Origin of the sequence: Rhodococcus sp. HNM0569 (assembly GCF_012726205.1) — a bacterium.
Taxonomy (GTDB): Bacteria; Actinomycetota; Actinomycetes; order Mycobacteriales; family Mycobacteriaceae; genus Rhodococcus_F.
The window spans coordinates 158686-176600 of sequence record NZ_JAASAE010000008.1 but is presented as its reverse complement, the minus strand read 5'-3'; the positions used below and the strand labels follow the sequence as shown (position 1 = coordinate 176600).

Genomic DNA, 17915 nt, shown 5'->3' with positions numbered 1-17915 from the left:
GGGGCTTACGAACGTCGGTCCGCGGGCAAGTTGTGACCTGAGTCACCATACGACCGTATTGTGCGAGTCTTCACGATCGCTTGAAGCATCCCCCACCTGGCCCGTTACCTGGTTGTGACCAATTCACGACGTAACGGTGACATGCCCTGCGAGACCCGCTCTCAGTCGGTAACGCCAGCGTCACAGTTCGGAGCCGACACGGCCGATACCCCCATGGAGCACGACCTTGAAGATCTCGAACCAAGCACGTTGCCTCGGCCTCGCAGTTGCCGCCGGAGCGGTGGTCACGGTGAGCAGCGTTGCCATTGCCCCCGACGCCCCTGTCGCGAACGCCGACGGCGCCGCGATGACCGCACAAGCTCCCAATAATGCCAGCACGCTGCTCGCAGCGATCGACGTGCCCCAGGTGGCACAGGACGCGGCGGCCGCCGCAGCGGCCCAGCCCGCCGCCGATGCCGCAGCTCAGGCGGCCGCTCCGGCCGCGGACGCCGCCGCAGCCGCAGCAGCCGCACCCGCCGTCGCAGCGCCCGAGCCGACCCCCGCGCCTGCCGCAGCGCCGGCCCCGCTGCCGACCGACATCAACCTCGACCAGCTCGCCGCGATCGTGCCCCAGGTCTCGCGTGACCAGCTCGCCGGCTACGTCGCGCCGCTCAACGCCGCACTCGCGCACGCAGGCATCGACTCGCCGCTGCGCAAGGCCGCGTTCATCTCGCAGCTGGTCGTCGAGTCCGATTCGTTCCGCACGTTCGAGGAGTACGCGTCCGGCTCGGCCTACGAAGGTCGCTCGGACCTGGGCAACACGCAGCCCGGCGACGGCACCCGGTACAAGGGTCGTGGCGCGATCCAGGTGACCGGCCGCCACAACTACGAGCAGGTCAGCCAGTACACGGGCATCGACTTCATCGCGAACCCCGAGCTGATGGCCAGCCCGGAGAACGCGTTCTCGACGGCCGCGTGGTACTGGACGTCGCGCAACCTCAACGGTGCCGCCGACACCGCGGGCATCGAGAAGGTCTCGCGCCTCGTCAACGGCGGAACCCACGGTCTCGCCCAGCGCATCGACAGCTTCACGCGTGGACTGGCGGTGCTCGGCGCTCCCTGATCGGAGCAACAGACTGGCCGTCCGTGAGGCGGTCGTACGAAAAAGGTCCCGGTGCGGCACTCGGTGGGGGGTGCCGGACCGGGACCTTCGTCGTGTGTCGAGCCCCCTGTGGCGCGCTCAGTAGCCGCGCAGCCGCTCGATCTCGCGGCGTTCGCGCTTCGTCGGCCTGCCCGCGCCGCGATCACGCACCGGGACGGCCGCGCGCAACTCGCGCGGAGGTGGCGGGGGCGACTTGTCGAGGTAGCACTGCACGGCGACCGGCGCGCCGACGCGCTTGGCGATCGGACGGACGACCGTCACGATGCGTTCGCGCTCGCCGCCCCGGATCCGGACCTCGGTGCCCGGACCGACCGGCTGCGACGGTTTCGCCTGTACGCCGTCGACGCGCACGTGGCCCGCGCGGCACGCGGCCGCGGCCGCCGAACGCGTCTTGAACAGGCGCACCGCCCACGTCCAGCTGTCGACGCGGGCGCTCGAGGGGTCGCTCGTCACCACGCGGGTCACTCTACGAGCCCTCGCGCGGCGCCACCGCGGGCCCGGTGACATCGCAGCGCGGAGCCGTCACCACCGGCGCGGGGGGAGGGGCCGTGCGCGGCGAGCGGATCAGCACCGCTGCGATCGCCGCCCCCGCGACGAGCAGACCCACGCAGATCAGCATCGCGACGCGGAAGCCGTCGGAGAACGCGTCGGCGTCGCCCGGTCCGACTCCCGAGATGCCGGCGAGGGCAGGCAAGGCGGCAACCGCGAGCAGTTGGCTCGTACGCGCCACCGCGTTGTTGACGCCCGACGCGATGCCGGACCGGCCGACCGGCACCGATCCCAGGACAGCGGCCGTGAGCGGCGCGACGAGCGCCGACAGGCCGAGACCGAACAGCACGACGCCCGGCAGCACGTCGGTCGGGTACGACGCGTCGTGCCCGATCCGCAACATCGCCACCAGGCCGGCCGCCGCGACGAGCGGTCCCACGGTCATCGGGATGCGCGGGCCGTGTCGCTGCGACCAGCGGCCCGCGCGCGCGGACAGCACCAGCATCAGCAGCGTGACGGGGATCGTCGCCGCACCCGCCTCGATCGGCGAGTAGCCCGCGACGGTCTGCAACTGCAGCACCAGGAGGAAGAACACGCCGCCGAGCGCCGCGTACACCGCGAACGTCACGAGATTCGCGCCGGTGAACATGCGCGACCGGAACAGCGACGGCGGCACGAGCGCGTGTGGCGAGCGTCTTTCGACTTCCACGAACACCGCCATCGCGACGACACCCGCGACCGCCGCGAGCGGCAGTCTCTCGATCAGCCCGAACGTGAGCAGCCCGAGCCCGAGCACCGCGAGTGCCGAGCCCGCGACGTCGAGCCGGTCGGGGGCGTCGGGATCGCGGCTCTCCGGCACGTGCCGCGCGCACACCCACACGACGACGACGGCGAGCGGCAGGTTCAGTAGGAACACGGAGCGCCATCCGACGGCTTCGACGAGCCAACCGCCGACCAGCGGACCGACCGCGCTCGCCACGCCGCCGAGCCCGGACCACAGGCCGATCGCGGCGCCCCGGTCGTCCTCCGCGATCGACGCGTTGATGATCGCGAGGCTGCCCGGCGTCAGCAGCGCGGCACCGATGCCCTGCAGTACGCGCGCGCCGACGAGCACCGTCATGTCCGGCGCCGCGGCGCACAGCGCCGACGCGACTGCGAACCACACCGTCCCGATCACGAACAGACGACGACGGCCGTAGCGGTCGCCGAGGGAGCCGCCGAGCAGGATCAGCGACGCGAGCGCGAGCGTGTAGCCGCTGAGCGTCCACTGCAGACCCGACAGGCCGCCGCCGAGCGACTGACCGATGCGGGGGAGCGCGACGTTGACGATCGTGCTGTCGAGCATCGCGAGCGACGAACCGAGCACCGTCGCCGCGACGATCCATCGTCCCCGCGGCGAATGCAGTGCGATCGGTTGGTCGGCCATTCGTCCATCCTGGCCCGGTTTCCGTCACTTCGGCGTGATTCTCGGGCCGGACCTGTGACGATGGAGCGCGAACCGGCGCAGGTTCAACCGCATGGTCCGTAACCGACGACACGGGGTGGCCCACGTGATCGACAACGACGTGTACAACCGCAAGGGCGCGACGTGGTGGGACGACGACAACCCGCTCAGTTTCCTGCACGGCAGTCTCACTCCGGGACGGTTCGAGTACTTCCGCGATGTGCTGGCCCGCCGCGGCGTGCCCACCGAGCACGGCGCCGGCGCCGTACCCCGCGCGCTCGACGTCGGGTGCGGGGGCGGATTCCTCGCCGAGCGGTTCGCGCGGCTGGGCGTCGACGTCACGGGTGTCGACGTGTCGACCGTGTCGATCGAGACGGCACGGGCGCACGCCGCAGCGAGCGGGCTGCCCATCGAGTACCGCGTCGGCTCGGCCGAGCAGTTGCCGGTCGACGACGCGTCGTTCGACGTCGTGTACTGCTGCGACGTGCTCGAACATGTCGACGACCTCGACGCTGTGCTCGCCGAGGCGAGGCGCGTGCTGCGGCCCGGCGGGGTGTACCTGTTCGACACGATCAACCGCACCTTCGTCAGCCGCGTCGTCACGATCAAGGTGATGCAGGAGTGGCGGCTCACCCGGATGTTCGACACCCCGATCCACGACTGGTCGATGTTCGTGCGACCCAGAGAACTCGAGGCGGCGCTCGCACGGCACGGCATCACGCTCACCCAGACCGTCGGACTCGGCCCCCGCTCGCGCAACCCGATGCGACTGGTCGATCTCGTTCGGGCAGGTCGCGGCCGGCTCACCTACGGCGAATCGAGCAAGCGCATGGACTTCGGGCGGGTCCGGCCGCGGGCACTGTCGTACATGGGTTTCGGAGTGCGCGCCTGAACGGATGTTTGCGGGTCGGTGCGCACGCCCCTAGGATCGCGGGGCGCCCTGTCCGTGCCGGACGGGGTTTCCCGGGATCTGTCGTGGTCGGTCCCGGACGCAGCGCAGGACGCGACGGGCCGCCGCATGCGGTCGAATCCGTTGCGCCCGTCGTCGGGGCTCACACGTTCTGCGATGCCGAGGTGCGCAGGGGGCATCTTCGCCGCGCAGGATCACGACTGCCGCCCCGACCCATCCGTGCCCGGCCCTGCGCGCGGACGATCGGCCGGTCGCATGTGGAAACCGGGATGAAGACGGAGGTCAGTGAGTGGACGACAGAGGTTCCTGTCCGCATACGGGTGCGGTGGCCACCGCACCCGACGCGCCGGCGCTCACCGGTTCGCCGTGCGCGGTGCCGACACCCAGGTGGCGCATCCCCGTGCTCGGTGACCTGCTGAGCGTCGACCCCGCCAAGCCGGTGCAGAAGGAAATGGCGATGGCCGCCGAACTCGGCCCGCTGTTCGAGCGCAAGATCATCGGCTCGCGTCTCACGGTGGTGTCGGGCGTCGACCTCGTCGCGGAGGTGAACGACGAGAAACACTGGGCACGCGCGCTGGGGCGGCCGATCCTGAAGCTGCGTGACGTCGCAGGGGACGGGCTGTTCACCGCGTTCAACTCCGAACCCGCGTGGGCCCGCGCGCACTCCGTGCTCGGCCCCGGATTCAGTCAGTCCGCGCTGCGCACGTACCACGGCTCGATGACGCGTGTGCTCGACGACCTCGTCGCCACCTGGGACGACGCGGCGGCGTCGGGTGCCCGTGTCGACGTCGCCCGTGACATGACGCGACTGACCTTCGACGTCATCGGACGCGCCGGGTTCGGGCGCGATTTCGGCTCGCTGCGTGGCGACGACCTCGATCCGTTCGCTGCCGCGATGGGCCGCGCGCTCGGCTACGTCAACCAGACGTCGAACGACATCCCGTTACTGCGCATGGTGTTCGGCCGCGGCGCCGCCAAGCGTTACCAGACCGACGTCGCCTTCATGCGCGACACGGTCGACGAGCTCGTCGCATCGCGTGCGGGTCGTGCCGAACGCTCCGACGACCTGCTCGACCTGATGCTGCACTCCGCCGATCCGGATACCGGCGAGCGGCTCGACATGGAGAACATCCGCAACCAGGTGCTCACCTTCCTGGTCGCCGGCAACGAGACCACCGCGAGCACGCTCGCGTTCGCGCTGTACTTCCTCGCCCGCGAGCCCGAGGTCGTCGAGCGGGCGCGCGCCGAGATCGCCGACGTCGTGGGCGACGGCGAGATCGCGTTCGAGCAGGTGGCGAAGCTGCGGTATGTGCGCAGGGTCGTCGACGAGACGCTGCGGTTGTGGCCTGCTGCGCCGGGATACTTCCGCAAGGTGCGGCACGACACCGTGCTGGGCGGGCGGTATCCGATGCCGAAGGGCTCGTGGGTGTTCGTGCTGCTTCCTCAACTGCATCGCGACCCGGTGTGGGGCGACGACCCCGAGCGGTTCGATCCCGACCGGTTCGCGCCCGACGCGGTGCGCGCACGGCCGAAGGACGCCTACCGGCCGTTCGGCACGGGCCCGCGCTCGTGTATCGGACGTCAATTCGCCTTGCACGAAGCGGTTCTCGCGCTGGCAACACTCCTGCGGCGATATGACGTCGCACCCGATCCTGCGTACCGGCTCGACATCGTCGAGGCCGTCACGCTCAAGCCGCGTGGGTTCGAACTGACCCTGCAGCGGCGCTGACCCGGCGGCTGAATATCCTCGTGCCATGAACACGTGGTACCTGGTCGAGACCCTGACGGACGATTCGGCGACGGTCGTCGGTGAAGGCGGCAAGGTGCGCGGCTGGACGTCGGTGGCCCGGCTCGCGCCCGCCCCCGACGTCCGCATCGAGCCGGTGATCGACGCGGTGCGCACGTCGCGGCGAGCGTGGACCAAGGTGGTGTCGAGCGCGCGCACCAAGAAGTCGTTCCTGCTCTCGGCGCTGCCCGTGCTCGGGCCGTCGGGCGACACGCACGGTGTGCAGGTGTGGATCGGTGACCCCGACGTGCCGGTGGACCCGCCGCGTATTGCCGCGGGCATCGCGTGGTTGCTCGACCGCACGGTGATCGCCCAGACGGTCGAGGCGTCGATGATGTCGGGGGTGCAGCCCGAAGACCACGTGCCGGAGCGCACACCGGCCGAATACTACGGTAAGGCAGCGAAATTCGACGACTTCGAAGGATTGTTCGCGCTTGCCCTCAACCCGCAGCCGGGCGCGCGATGGGACTCGGAGATGAGCGTCGACCACGCCGACGGCCGCACGATGCGATGGTGGTGCTGGGGCAAGGCGCGCGTCGACGAGGGCAATGTGGGGGCGCGACTGTTGTGGCACGACATCACCGACAGTGGCGAGCCGTCGCGGCCGACCTTCGCGGAACTCGCGATGAAGCAGGGGCTCGCCGCGGCAGGCGTGTACACGGCGGTGCTCGACGTGCAGACGCGGATGCTGGTGGCGTGGCTACCGCGCGAGTCGCCTGCCCCCTGGGTGCAGTGGCGCGACGTCGAATCGGGTAGTGCGGTACTGCATCCCGACGATCACACGGTGCTCGACGACGCGGCAGCGCGCCTCGACGCAGGCGAGGAGACCGTGCGCGTGCGCGCACGGGTGCGCGGTGTCGAGCAGGATTGGGTGGACACCGTGCTGGACGTCAGCAAGCACGCCGGGCCGATGAGCGAACGCATTGTGGTGGCGCGCATGTCCCTCCCCTCGTGAGCACTTTGCGAGTCCTGGTACGCCACAATCACTCACGGTGATTCAGGCCCGCACGAAACCGGTGGAGCGGCAACGCAGGCCCCGAAAACACATGAGCACTGTGCGAGTCTGCGGACTCGCACAGTGCTCATGGTGGGTGGTGCTAGCTGTAGTCGTAGAAGCCCTTGCCCGACTTCTTGCCGAGGCGACCCGCGTCGACCATCCGGCGCAGCAGTGCCGGCGGCGCGTAGTGCGGTTCGGCGAACTCGTCGTAGAGCGACTGCGCCGCGTTGAGCGTGATGTCGAGGCCGACCGTGTCGATCAGCGTGAGCGGGCCCATCGGGTACCCGGCGCCGCCCTTCATCGCGGCGTCGATGTCTTCCTTCGTCGCGTAGCCCGACTCGAGCATGCGCACCGCCGACGTGAGGTACGGGATGAGCAGCGCGTTGACGATGAAGCCCGCGCGATCGCCCGCGCGCACCGTCGTCTTGCCGAGCGTGTTCTTGACGTAGTCGAACACCGCGGTGGCCGTTTCCTCGTCGGTGGTCAGCGCCGACACGACCTCGACGAGCGGCATGACCGGGACGGGGTTGAAGAAGTGCACGCCGACGACCTGGCCGGGGCGCGAGGTGGCCTGAGCCATCTTGACGACGGGCAGCGACGACGTGTTGGTCGCGAGGATGCCCGACGGCTTCACGATCTTGTCGAGCCGCGCGAAGATGTCGGCCTTGATCGACTCGACCTCGGGCGCGGCCTCGATCACGAGATCGCTGTCGGCGAGGTCCTCCATGTCCACCGTGACGGTGACGCGGGCGAGCGCGGCGTCGGCGTCGTCCTGGCTCAGCTTGCCGGACTTGACTCCTCGCGCGATCGACTTCTCGATGCGCGCCTGCGCGGCGTCCGCGAACTCCTGCTTCGTCTCCGCGACGACGACAGTGCTGCCGGCCTTGGCGCACACCTCGGCGATGCCTGCACCCATCGTGCCGCCGCCGACTACTCCAACTTTCTCCACGAATATGCTCCTTCGTCGCACTGTGAGCACTTGACGAGTCTCTGGACTCGTCAAGTGCTCACAGGGGGTTGTTACTTGCCGAGCAGCGCGCGGGACATCACGACGCGCTGAATCTGGTTGGTGCCCTCGTAGATCTGCGTGATCTTGGCGTCGCGCATCATGCGCTCGACCGGGAAGTCGGTGGTGTAGCCGGCGCCGCCGAACAGCTGCACGGCATCGGTGGTGACCTCCATCGCGACGTCCGACGCGAAGCACTTGGCCGCCGACGAGATGAACCCGAGGTTCTTCTCGCCACGCTCGGCACGTGCGGCCGACGTGTAGACCATCAGGCGCGCGGCCTCGACCTTCATCGCCATGTCGGCGAGCATGAACTGCACGCCCTGGAACTTGCTGATCGACTGGCCGAACTGCTTGCGGTCCTTGGTATATTCGATCGCCGCGTCGAGCGCACCCTGTGCGAGGCCGACGGCCTGCGCGCCGATCGTGGGACGCGTGTGGTCGAGAGTCTGCAGCGCGGTCTTGAATCCGCTGCCCTCGGCACCGATGATGCGGTCGCCCGGGATACGGCAGTTCTCGAAGTACAGCTCGGCCGTGGGCGAGCCCTTGATGCCGAGCTTGTGCTCGAGCGGGCCGACGACGAAGCCCTCGTCGTCCTTGTGGACCATGAACGCGGAGATGCCGTTGGCGCCCTTCTCCGGGTCGGTGACGGCCATGACCGTGTACCAGGAGGACTTGCCGCCGTTGGTGATCCAGCACTTGGAGCCGTTGAGGATCCAGTCGTCGCCGTCACGCTTGGCGCGCGTGCGCATCGATGCGGCGTCGGAGCCCGCCTCGCGCTCGGAGAGTGCGTACGACGCCATCGCCTCGCCCGACGCGAGCGACGGCAGCACCTGCTGCTTGAGCTCCTCCGAGCCCTGCAGGATCAGGCCCATCGTGCCGAGCTTGTTGACAGCGGGGATGAGCGACGACGAGCCGCACACTCGCGCGACCTCTTCGATGACGATGCACGTGGCGACCGAGTCGGCACCCTGTCCGCCGTATTCCTCGGGAACGTGGACGGCGTTGAAGCCGGAGTTCACGAGCGCCTTCAGCGCCTCCTCGGGGAAGCGCGAGTTCTCGTCGACGTCCTTCGCGTAGGGGGCGATCTCCTTCTCGGACAGCGAGCGGATCGCGGCGCGCAGTTCGTCGTGCTCTTCGTTCAGCTTGAACAGGTCGAAGTCCGGATTTCCGGCCATGATCGGGATTCACTCCTCGTTCGGTCGAGTGTCGGGCACCGCCGTCGTGATGACACCGAGTGCCAGGGTGGTTCGGGGCTCGCTGCCCGCAGTGGGCACAGTTGGGCCACTCTTCTTCAGTCAAGCACGGCACTGAGTGCCAGTCAAGTGGATCGCTGTCGAGGGTGACGCACGAGACGCGCCGCTGCCTGCACACCGAGGGCGGCGGGCACCAACAGGGCGACGCCCGTCACGTACGGCGCGGAGCCTTCGTCGAGCACACCCTCGCGCCGTAGGCGCGCACGCGCCCACACGCTGTACGGCCACACCAGCACAACCGCGCTGACCACCCCCGTCGAATACCCGCGCAGCACCACCGACGACGCGATGTGTGTGAACACGTGGCCGTGCAAGCCGGCGAGTACTGCCTGGAAGAATCGGTCGCGGCCGTCGGTGCGGGCACCCCGTGCCGCGGCGACCGCGACCACCGGCGCCATGAGGGCGATCGAGACCCGTGCGTCTGTGGCGTCCATCCGTACGTGCGGGGCGAGTGCGCGCAGCGGCCGCACCCGAGAGTGCGCGAGCAACTGTGCGACGCGCCTGCTGGTGTGCGGCATCGTCGCCGCTTCCTCGGCATCGTGCAGCAGCCATGTCGCGAACAGGCCCCATGCGGCGGCCCGGGCGGTCACGACTCGCCCCCGAGCCGCGACCGCACCGCTGCCGCGATGTCGTCGGGTGACGTGCCGGGTGGATAGCGCACCACGACGATCTCGGCCTCCGCTGCATCACCCGTGTCGGGAGCGACGCCGTACGTGCGGCGCAGGTCGAGGAGTGCGTCGGCGAGTGCGTCGGACGTCGCGTCCGGGTCTCCCTTGGTCATGCCCCGCAGCAGATAGTTGTGGCAGGCAGTGACTGCGGCCGCGAACCCGACGACGCGGACGACGCGCTCGCCGGGCAGTGCTCCGCGTAGATACTCCGTGAACAGCCGTTCGTAGCTGTATCCCGTGACGAGTTCGCGTTCGCGCAATGCCGCGACTCGCTGTACGACGCGGAAGCGGCGTACCGAGAGGTCTCGGTTGGCGCGGAAGTGCTCGAACACCATCTTCGCGGCGGTGCACACCGCGGTCCACGGATCGTCGTGCCCCACTGCGAGATACGAGTCCAGCTCGGCGAGCAGGTCGTCGTGATCGGCGAAGATCACGTCCTCCTTGGACCGGAACTGCCGGAAGAACGTGCGCCGCGACACCCCCGCGGCGGCGGCGATCTGGTCGACGGTGGTGGATTCGTAGCCGTTCTCGGCGAACAAATCGATCGCCTGGCGGACCACGTGCACCCGGAATTCGGGGTCCGGGCCTGCGCCCTCGGTCCGTTCGGTCATGCGGCAAGTATGGCACCGGCGGGACGGTCCACGTGCTCATGTCGCTCGCTGCGTCGCACCCGGGACCTTCGACCGCGCGAAGCCCGACGGGACAGCGCGTCGACGGGAGAGTACAGTGACTGGCCGGCCGAGGAGCGGTACACGCTCACGACGACAGGCGTCCGGCGAGGGAAGAAACGGAGGTGTGGCATCGCATGAGTAGCCAGCCTCCGAGTGCCTGCTGAAACCGCGTCTTTCCGTCCGGGCCACGGCTCGTGGGCGGTGTCGGGCGCGGTTTCACCGCGTCCGCTCCCCGTCCTTCCGAGACCGAAAGCCCGTGTGTCATGCGCGAAACCCGTTCCGTCCGTAATCTCCTGCCCCGCCGCGGGGCCGCCATCCCGCTTCGCTCGGCCGACCTGTCCGATCGTGTCGCGGCGCATCCGTCGCGTCGCGGCGAGTGCACTCCCGAGGAGTCGGTGGTCGACCTCGGCGTCTATCGCGGTGGCGTGCGGGTGTGTACTCCACCGTCGCTCGCCGACGCCTTCGCGCGCCGCGCCGAGCCGGGATCGATGGCATGGATCGGCCTCTACCGCCCGACCGACGCGCAACTGTATTCGGTGGCAGAGCATTTCGGCTTGCACGAGCTCGCGGTCGAGGACGCGATCAAGGCGCACCAGCGCCCGAAGCTCGAACGCTACGGCGACACCCTGTTCGTCGTGCTGCGTGCCGCGCGTTACGACGACGAGAGCGAACAGGTGCAGTTCGGCGAGTTGCACGTGTTCGTGGGCCCCGACTTCGTCCTCACGGTGCGGCACAGTGAATCTCCCGACCTGTCGGCGGTGCGCCGAAGGCTCGAGTCGGATCCCGAGCTGCTCGCGCTCGGCCCCGAGGCCGTGCTGTACGCGATCCTGGACACCGTGGTCGACGGCTACGCACCCGTCGTCGCGGGTCTGCAGAACGACATCGACGAGATCGAAACCGAGGTCTTCAGCGGCGATCCCGGGGTCTCCCGGCGTATCTACGAGCTCACACGCGAGGTGATCGAGTTCCAGCGCGCCACCAAGCCGCTCGCGGCCATGCTGCGGGGGCTCACGTCGGGCTTCGACAAGTACGGCACCGACGAAGAGTTGCGCCGGTACCTGCGCGACGTGGGCGATCACGTGACGAGCATCGTCGAACGCGCGGACGGCTTCCGGCAGTTGCTCGGCAACATCCTCACCGTCAACGCGACTCTCGTGTCGCAGGAACAGAACGAGGAGATGCGCAACCTCACGCGCGCGAGCTATGCGCAGAACGAGGAGATCAAGAAGGTGTCGGCGTGGGCGGCGATCCTGTTCGCACCCACTCTGATCGGCACGGTGTACGGCATGAACTTCGACTCGATGCCCGAGTTGCACTGGGCGGGCGGCTATCCGTTCGCGCTGTCGCTCATGCTGTTGATCTGTGTCGGCTTGTACGCGATCTTCAAGCGTCGAGGCTGGCTCTGAACGTCATTCGGCGTCGACGATGCACACGACGAATCGGCGGTCGACGTACTCGAAACCACCATCGGCCGGTCGCGGGCAGTCCTCGGCGGACGTCGTGCCGCTCAGGATGTCGGTGACCTCGACGCGGTCGACGGCGCTGCGGTCGGCGCAGTCGATGCGCCGCGGCTCGTCGCCGCCGAGATCCATGCAGCCGCCCGGCACCCAGTCGATGTCGAGGCACACCGCGCCCTGTTCGACGTCGAAATACATTTCGTAGTAGTAGGAGTCGGCGTCGGGGGAGCACTGGGTCTTCGACGGCGCGGTGGCCACGACACGGTAGTTGGCATCGGCGGCCCCGCACGGCGCCGATCTGATCTCGGCGGCCTCGGCGGCGCCGCCGAGGTGCACGCACTCGCCGACCGTGACGTCGGCGTCCACGTCGCCCGTGTCGTCGCCCAGCTGGTATTCGGAGAAAGGAACGTCCGCGCCGGTGGTGGGCCCGCGGTCGTCCGCTGCTACCGCGCGTGGCGTGATGGTCTGCCCGCAGCCGCTCAGCGCCAGGACCGCGGCAGCGGCGCATACCGCGGCCGCCGCGCGTCCGATCCGCACAGGCACGGTCGTCATCGCTGTTCGTCCTCCCGACACCGCCCTCCCCGACGAAGGACTGCCGCCACCCTAGAGGGCGGTGCGGCCGGGTACCAGACGGGAGGGTCGCGCGTTCGCCCGTGCGTGTCGGCCGGTGCTGTCACTATGGATTCCGTGGATCTCCCGGTGATGCCACCACTGCAACCGATGCTCGCGAAGGCCGCGCAGGCGGTGCCCGCGCAGTCGACGCCGCGTGACGCGTGGTCGTACGAGCCCAAGTGGGACGGATTCCGTTCCCTCGTGTTCCGTGACGGCGACGAGGTCGTCATCGGGTCCCGCGGCGGCAAGGATCTCGCGCGGTACTTCCCGGAGGTGGTCGACGCGGCGCGCGCCGAGTTGCCTGCGCGGTGCGTCGTCGACGGGGAGATCGTGGTGCCCAAGACGGTCGACGGCACCACCCGCCTCGCGTGGGAGTTGCTGTCGGAGCGGATCCATCCCGCCGCGAGCCGCATCCGGATGCTCGCGGAGAGCACGCCCGCGCAGTTCGTCGCGTTCGACCTGATCGCGTCGGGCGACGCGGACCTCACGGCCGAGCCGTTCGAGCGGCGCCGCGCCCTGCTGCTCGACACGGTGGGCACGGGGCCGGTGTGTCACGTGACGGCGGCGACGCGCGACTCCGACCTCGCGATGACGTGGTTCGAGACCTTCGAAGGCGCGGGTCTCGACGGTGTCGTCGCCAAGCGTCTCGACGGCCCGTACGTGCCGGGCAAACGCGAGATGGTCAAGCTCAAGCACGCGCGCACCGCGGACTGTGTGCTCATGGGCTATCGCCTGCACAAGAACGGGCAGGGCGTCGGCTCGCTGCTGCTCGGACTGTACTCGGGCGAGCAGCTCGTCATGGTCGGGGCCGCGTCGGCCTTCACCGACAAGCGCCGCCGCGAACTGCTCGCCGAACTGCAACCGCTGCGCGTGGGCGACGACGTCGTCGCGGCGGGCGAGCCGTCGCGGTGGCGGGCGGCCGGCGACCACAGCTGGGTGCCGCTGCGCCCCGAACGCGTCCTCGAAGTCGCCTACGACCAGATGGAGGGCATGCGGTTCCGGCATTCGGCGCGATTCCTGCGCTGGCGGCCCGACCGCAACCCCGACGAATGCACGTACGACCAGCTCGAGGTGCCGGTGCGGTACGACCTCGCCGACGTCCTCGCGGGAGGTGGCTGACATGGCCGAAGCCGAAGAACTCGACGTCGACGGCACCCCGGTGCGGTTGTCGAATCCGGGCAAGATCTACTACCCACGCCTCGGGCCCGACGGCGGCAGCAAACGTGATCTCGTCGAGTACTACCGCACGGTGGCCACCGCGGGCGCGCTGACGCGGGCGCTCGCCGACCGGCCGACGCACCTGCAACGGTTCCCCGACGGGATCGAAGGCGAAGAGGTCTATCAGAAGAGGGTTCCTGCCAAGCGTCCGGAACACGTGCAGTCGTGTGTCGTCACCTTCCCGTCGGGTCGCACGGCCGACGCGCTGCGCGTCACGTCGCCCGCCGACATCGTGTGGGCCGCCAACCTCGGCACCGTCACCTTCCACCCGTGGGCGGTGCGCTGCCCGGACGTCGACCGTCCCGACGAACTGCGGCTCGATCTCGATCCGCAGCCCGGCACGGATTTCGCCGACGCGCGCGCCGTCGCACTCGACGTCGTGCGCCCGTTGCTCGCCGAGCTCGAGCTCACGGGCTATCCCAAGACCTCCGGCGGCCGCGGCCTGCACGTGTACGTCCCGCTCGTCGCCGACCACGATTTCGTCACCGTGCGACGAGCAGGTATCGCGCTGTGCCGCGAGATCGAACGCCGCAGCGACGGCCGCGCCACCACGGCGTGGTGGAAGGAGGAGCGTGGCGAGCGGCTGTTCCTCGACTACAACCAGAACAATCGCGACAAGACGATCGCATCGGCGTACTCGGCACGCGCGACGCCCATCGCGACCGTCTCGACACCCGTCACGTGGGAGGAGCTGCCCGACGTCGACCCGGACGACTTCACGATCGCGACGGTGCCCGGCCTGCTCGCCGAGCGCGGCGACCCGATGGCGCGGATGCGGGAGACGCTGTGCAGCGTCGAGGCCTTGCTCGAGATGGCCGACCACGACGAAGCCGCTGGTCTCGGCGATCTGCCGTACCCGCCGAACCACCCGAAGATGCCGGGCGAACCCAAACGGGTGCAGCCGAGTCGCGACCGCGACCGCAAGCACCCCACGTAGGCTGCGAGGCGGGTCGGGGTCGGTGCGGGAGTGACGGGAGTGACGGGCGTGAAGCGTGTGACGAGGATGGCTGCGGTCGTCATGGCGGCAGGAGCCGCGGTTCTCGGATCGAGCCTGTTCGCCGCGCCGAGCGCGGAGGCCGCGGTGTGCATCGCGCGGCCCACCACCGACACCACGATCGTCGACGGCCCCGACGCGTGCCGGTCGGTCGCGGACATGTCGAGCGGGGCGGCCGCGTTCAGCGCGGGTGGGGTCGCTGTCGCCGACGCGGCGGGCCGCGGCACCGGTCTCGGTGTCGGGGTCGCGGGTGGCGTCGGCGCGGCCGAGGTGCGCGACGGCACGCTGGTCGCGGTGGCCGTCGGGCCCGCGAGCGTGTCGATCGGGTCCGTGACGGAGCCGCTGTTCGGCGTGGTCGCGAGCGGTCCGTCGGGCCAGGCGCTGGTCACCGACGACCAGGCCGAGTGCGCGGGCACCGGCGTGGCGGTCGCGTGGAATGTCGCGACCGGAGCGGCGTGCGCACACGACGGGTTCCACACGTGGGCGGTGCCGGGGCGTTCGTGACACGCCGCGAATCGGCCGAAAACGGGCTGTTGGCAGAAATGTGAAACACGTTATAGTTTTCGCATGGTGTACGTGATCACACAGCCGTGCTGCAACGACGCGTCGTGCGTCGACGTCTGCCCGGTCAACTGCATTCACCCGAGCCCGGACGAGCCCGAGTTCGCGACCGCGGAAATGCTCTACATCGACCCCGCGACGTGCATCGACTGCGGTGCGTGTGTCGACGAGTGCCCGGTGTCGGCGATCAAGGCCGACAACGAACTCGACGAGGGCGAAGACGTATACCTCACGGCGGCCGAGGAGTTCTACGACCGCCACCCGATCGGCCCCGACTGGCCCGAACCGCCGACGACGGCCAAGATCCCCGCCGACCTCGGCACGCTGCACGTCGCGATCGTCGGCTCCGGACCGTCCGCGTGCTACGCGGCGATGGAACTGGCGTCCAAACCCCGCGTCGAGGTCGACGTCTTCGACCGGCTGCCGACGCCGTACGGCCTCGTGCGCGCGGGCGTCGCCCCCGACCATCCCGGTACCAAGGGCGTCACCGACCAGTTCCGGTCGGCGCTGCGCCGCAAGAACGTCGCCTGCCACTTCGGCGTCGAGGTCGGGCGCGACGTCAGCCACGACGAACTGCTCGCCCACCACCATGCCGTCGTGTACGCGGTCGGTGCGTCCAGCGACCGGCAACTGGGTGTGCCCGGCGAGGAACTCAGCGTCGCTGCCACCGAGTTCGTCGCGTGGTACAACGGCCACCCCGACTACGCCGACCGCACCTTCGATCTGTCGGGTGAGCGCGCCGTCGTCGTCGGCAACGGGAACGTCGCGCTCGACGTCGCCCGCATCCTGCTCGCCGAGCCCGACGAACTCGCTCGCACCGACATCGCCGACCACGCCGTCGAGGCATTGCGCGCGAGCAATATTCGTGAGGTCGTCATCCTCGGCAGGCGCGGTCCCGCGCACGCGGCGTTCACCACGCCCGAGATGATCGCGCTCAGCCGCATGGTCGACATCGTGGTCGACCCCGCCGAAGCCGAGCTCGACCCGGTCAGCGCCGACGAGCTCGAGAAGGCCGAACCGTGGATCCGGCGCAAGGTGTCGATGATCCAGGGTTTCGCCGAGAATCAGGTCGACCCGTCGCGCAAGCGCATCGTGCTGCGCTTCCTCGCGTCGCCCACCGAAATCCTCGGCACCGACGCCGTCGCGGGCGTGCGCGTGGGCCGCAACCGACTCGTTGCGGGCGACGGTCAGGCGCTCGTCGCCGAACCCACCGGCGAGTCCGACACCCTCGACGCCGGCCTCGTGCTGCGCTCGGTCGGTTACCGCGGCGTCGCGGTGCCCGGTGTCCCGTTCGACGAGCGTCGCGGTGTGCTGCCCAACGAGCACGGCCGCGTCGTCGATCCCGACAGCGGCGAGCCGGTGCGCGGCGTATACGCGGCGGGCTGGATCAAGCGTGGCCCCTCCGGAGTCATCGGTACCAACAAGTTCTGTTCGGCGGAAACCGTGTCGATGCTGATCGACGATTTCGTGGCGGGCAGGCTCGACTCACCCGGCGACAGGGAGGGGTGGCCCACGCTGCTCTCCGAGCGCGCCCCGGAGGCCCTCGATTTCGCGGCGTGGGAGCGTATCGACGCCGCCGAACGCTCGGCCGGGGCCGATACCGGCAGGCCGCGTCGGAAGCTCGTCAGCATCGCCGAGATGCTCGCGAGCACACGTAGCTGACCGCTTGCCGGGCAGGGGGCAGCTGCCGTCTGCTCGGCGCACTGTGGCTTAATTGCAGACAAGTGCAGTGCGCGTATGGACGTCGGGGACGCGCGGGCAGAGACGTCGAACGAGAGATGTGGCCATGAGAAGTGGTGCCCGTAGCAAGAGCGGTGTGCGTGGCGGAGGCCGTCCCCGGCGAGTCGCGGTGTGCGTCGCGGTCGCAAGCCTGGCCGCCGCCGCGTTCGCGGCCCCCGCGGCCGCAGCTCCGTTGTTCCCCGGCGGCCCCGAGATCCCGGCCCTGCCGTCCGTTCCGGGTTTGCCCGGCGTGCCCGCCGAGCCGACGATCGGTCCCGCGAACTTCGCGCCGCCGTCGGTGAGTCCCGGCAACGGCGACGTCGTCGGAGTCGCGCAGCCCGTCGCGATCCGTTTCACCGACCCGATCGACGATCGTGCGGTGGCCGAGAAGGCCATCCGCGTCACGGCCGAGCCGCCCGTCGACGGCTCGTTCTACTGGATCAACGACTCGCAGGTGCGTTGGAAACCACACGAGTTCTGGCCGGCGCACACCACCGTCACCGTCGACGCGGGAGACACGCACGTCACGTTCTCGATCGGCGATGCGGTGGTCGCGACGGCCGACGACGAGACGAAGCAGATCACCGTCACCCGCAACGGCGAGGTGGTGCGCACGATGCCGACGTCGATGGGCAAGGCCGGACACGAGACACCCAACGGCACGTACATCGTGGGCGAGAAGTACCGAGACATGTTCATGGACTCGTCGACATACGGTGTCCCGGTCGATTCGCCCGAGGGGTACCGCACGTTCGTCGAGTACGCGACGCGCATGTCCTACAGCGGCATCTTCGTGCACGCCGCACCGTGGTCCGTTGCGCAGCAAGGCTATTCGAACGTGAGCCACGGTTGCCTCAATGTGAGCACCGAGGACGCCGAGTGGTTCTACGAGAACGTCGGCAAGGGCGATGCCGTCGTCGTCCGGGGAACCGCGGGTGGCACGCTCAGCGGTAGCGACGGGCTCGGCGACTGGAATCGCTGACCGC

At 69.5% G+C, this 17915-nt stretch carries 17 protein-coding genes; 10 read left to right on the top strand and 7 right to left on the bottom strand.

The genetic code is table 11. From position 1 onward, the window contains the following. Positions 1-289 precede the first annotated feature (289 nt). A complete protein-coding gene (locus HCA44_RS13330; protein WP_346764705.1) occupies positions 290-1102 on the top strand; it encodes a glycoside hydrolase family 19 protein in 813 nt (270 codons plus the stop codon). A 117-nt stretch (positions 1103-1219) separates the two neighbouring features. Here HCA44_RS13330 and HCA44_RS13325 read toward each other — a convergent pair whose 3' ends face one another. Both HCA44_RS13325 and HCA44_RS13320 read right to left on the bottom strand, forming a co-directional pair. Further along, entirely contained in the window at positions 1220-1648 is a 429-nt protein-coding gene (locus HCA44_RS13325; RefSeq protein WP_169649058.1) for an RNA-binding S4 domain-containing protein, read from the bottom strand. Continuing rightward, entirely contained in the window at positions 1608-3056 is a 1449-nt protein-coding gene (locus HCA44_RS13320) for an MFS transporter (protein ID WP_169649056.1), read from the bottom strand. Before HCA44_RS13320 ends, HCA44_RS13325 begins: the two co-directional genes overlap by 41 nt. Positions 3057-3147: 91 nt before the next feature. Between HCA44_RS13320 and ubiG the strand changes: the two genes are divergently transcribed. The 3 genes from ubiG (at position 3148) to HCA44_RS13305 (ending at position 6725) form a co-directional block, all read left to right on the top strand. Then, entirely contained in the window at positions 3148-3966 is an 819-nt protein-coding gene (gene ubiG / locus HCA44_RS13315; RefSeq protein WP_169649054.1) for a bifunctional 2-polyprenyl-6-hydroxyphenol methylase/3-demethylubiquinol 3-O-methyltransferase UbiG, read from the top strand. A gap of 343 nt (positions 3967-4309) precedes the next feature. After that, on the top strand, positions 4310-5713 hold the full coding sequence (locus HCA44_RS13310; RefSeq protein ID WP_346764704.1) for a cytochrome P450: 1404 nt from the start codon (positions 4310-4312) through the stop codon (positions 5711-5713). A 25-nt stretch (positions 5714-5738) separates the two neighbouring features. Then, positions 5739-6725, top strand: coding sequence for a GAF domain-containing protein (locus HCA44_RS13305; RefSeq protein WP_169649052.1), 987 nt, complete (start codon positions 5739-5741; stop codon positions 6723-6725). A gap of 142 nt (positions 6726-6867) precedes the next feature. Here the strand turns inward: HCA44_RS13305 and HCA44_RS13300 are convergent, their stop codons facing one another. From HCA44_RS13300 to HCA44_RS13285, 4 genes are all read right to left on the bottom strand, one after another. Continuing rightward, positions 6868-7716, bottom strand: a complete 849-nt coding sequence (locus HCA44_RS13300) for a 3-hydroxybutyryl-CoA dehydrogenase (protein WP_169649050.1) — start codon at positions 7714-7716, stop codon at positions 6868-6870. 71 nt (positions 7717-7787) lie between these two features. Further along, positions 7788-8951 carry an acyl-CoA dehydrogenase gene (locus HCA44_RS13295; protein WP_169649048.1) on the bottom strand — a complete coding sequence of 388 codons (1164 nt, stop codon included), beginning with the start codon at positions 8949-8951 and terminating at the stop codon, positions 7788-7790. A gap of 143 nt (positions 8952-9094) precedes the next feature. Beyond that, positions 9095-9619, bottom strand: a complete 525-nt coding sequence (locus HCA44_RS13290) for an HXXEE domain-containing protein (protein ID WP_169649046.1) — start codon at positions 9617-9619, stop codon at positions 9095-9097. Next, on the bottom strand, positions 9616-10308 hold the full coding sequence (locus HCA44_RS13285; protein ID WP_169649044.1) for a TetR family transcriptional regulator: 693 nt from the start codon (positions 10306-10308) through the stop codon (positions 9616-9618). Before HCA44_RS13285 ends, HCA44_RS13290 begins: the two co-directional genes overlap by 4 nt. Before the next feature lie 323 nt (positions 10309-10631). Between HCA44_RS13285 and corA the strand changes: the two genes are divergently transcribed. After that, positions 10632-11774, top strand: coding sequence for a magnesium/cobalt transporter CorA (gene corA, locus HCA44_RS13280; RefSeq protein WP_169649042.1), 1143 nt, complete (start codon positions 10632-10634; stop codon positions 11772-11774). Positions 11775-11777: 3 nt separating this feature from the next. On the opposite strand, the gene HCA44_RS13275 is transcribed toward corA, so the two are convergent. Continuing rightward, complete coding sequence (locus HCA44_RS13275; RefSeq protein ID WP_169649039.1) at positions 11778-12377, bottom strand: hypothetical protein; 600 nt, start codon at positions 12375-12377, stop codon at positions 11778-11780. A 135-nt stretch (positions 12378-12512) separates the two neighbouring features. Here HCA44_RS13275 and HCA44_RS13270 point away from each other — a divergent pair, with 135 nt between their 5' ends. The 5 genes from HCA44_RS13270 to HCA44_RS13250 all read left to right on the top strand — a co-directional run bounded on the left by HCA44_RS13270 (position 12513) and on the right by HCA44_RS13250 (position 17911). Beyond that, positions 12513-13556: an ATP-dependent DNA ligase gene (locus tag HCA44_RS13270; protein WP_169649037.1), complete on the top strand. Its 1044-nt coding sequence runs from the start codon at positions 12513-12515 to the stop codon at positions 13554-13556. A gap of 1 nt (position 13557) precedes the next feature. After that, positions 13558-14592, top strand: a complete 1035-nt coding sequence (locus tag HCA44_RS13265; protein WP_169649036.1) for a DNA polymerase domain-containing protein — start codon at positions 13558-13560, stop codon at positions 14590-14592. A 48-nt stretch (positions 14593-14640) separates the two neighbouring features. Next, a complete protein-coding gene (locus HCA44_RS13260; protein WP_169649035.1) occupies positions 14641-15153 on the top strand; it encodes a DUF6764 family protein in 513 nt (170 codons plus the stop codon). A gap of 63 nt (positions 15154-15216) precedes the next feature. Continuing rightward, complete coding sequence (locus tag HCA44_RS13255; RefSeq protein WP_169649034.1) at positions 15217-16872, top strand: FAD-dependent oxidoreductase; 1656 nt, start codon at positions 15217-15219, stop codon at positions 16870-16872. 124 nt (positions 16873-16996) lie between these two features. Continuing rightward, entirely contained in the window at positions 16997-17911 is a 915-nt protein-coding gene (locus tag HCA44_RS13250; RefSeq protein WP_169649033.1) for an Ig-like domain-containing protein, read from the top strand. Positions 17912-17915: the final 4 nt, after the last annotated feature.

Excerpts from the sequence above, each read along its gene's own strand:
- HCA44_RS13275 (WP_169649039.1), bottom strand. The coding sequence starts at position 12,377 with ATGACGACCGTGCCTGTGCGGATCGGACGCGCGGCGGCCGCGGTATGC.
- HCA44_RS13250 (WP_169649033.1), top strand. The coding sequence starts at position 16,997 with ATGAGAAGTGGTGCCCGTAGCAAGAGCGGTGTGCGTGGCGGAGGCCGT.
- corA (WP_169649042.1), top strand. The coding sequence starts at position 10,632 with ATGCGCGAAACCCGTTCCGTCCGTAATCTCCTGCCCCGCCGCGGGGCC.
- HCA44_RS13305 (WP_169649052.1), top strand. The coding sequence starts at position 5,739 with ATGAACACGTGGTACCTGGTCGAGACCCTGACGGACGATTCGGCGACG.
- HCA44_RS13285 (WP_169649044.1), bottom strand. The coding sequence starts at position 10,308 with ATGACCGAACGGACCGAGGGCGCAGGCCCGGACCCCGAATTCCGGGTG.
- HCA44_RS13320 (WP_169649056.1), bottom strand. The coding sequence starts at position 3,056 with ATGGCCGACCAACCGATCGCACTGCATTCGCCGCGGGGACGATGGATC.
- HCA44_RS13295 (WP_169649048.1), bottom strand. The coding sequence starts at position 8,951 with ATGGCCGGAAATCCGGACTTCGACCTGTTCAAGCTGAACGAAGAGCAC.
- HCA44_RS13255 (WP_169649034.1), top strand. The coding sequence starts at position 15,217 with ATGGTGTACGTGATCACACAGCCGTGCTGCAACGACGCGTCGTGCGTC.
- ubiG (WP_169649054.1), top strand. The coding sequence starts at position 3,148 with ATGGTCCGTAACCGACGACACGGGGTGGCCCACGTGATCGACAACGAC.
- HCA44_RS13325 (WP_169649058.1), bottom strand. The coding sequence starts at position 1,648 with ATGTCACCGGGCCCGCGGTGGCGCCGCGCGAGGGCTCGTAGAGTGACC.
- HCA44_RS13265 (WP_169649036.1), top strand. The coding sequence starts at position 13,558 with ATGGCCGAAGCCGAAGAACTCGACGTCGACGGCACCCCGGTGCGGTTG.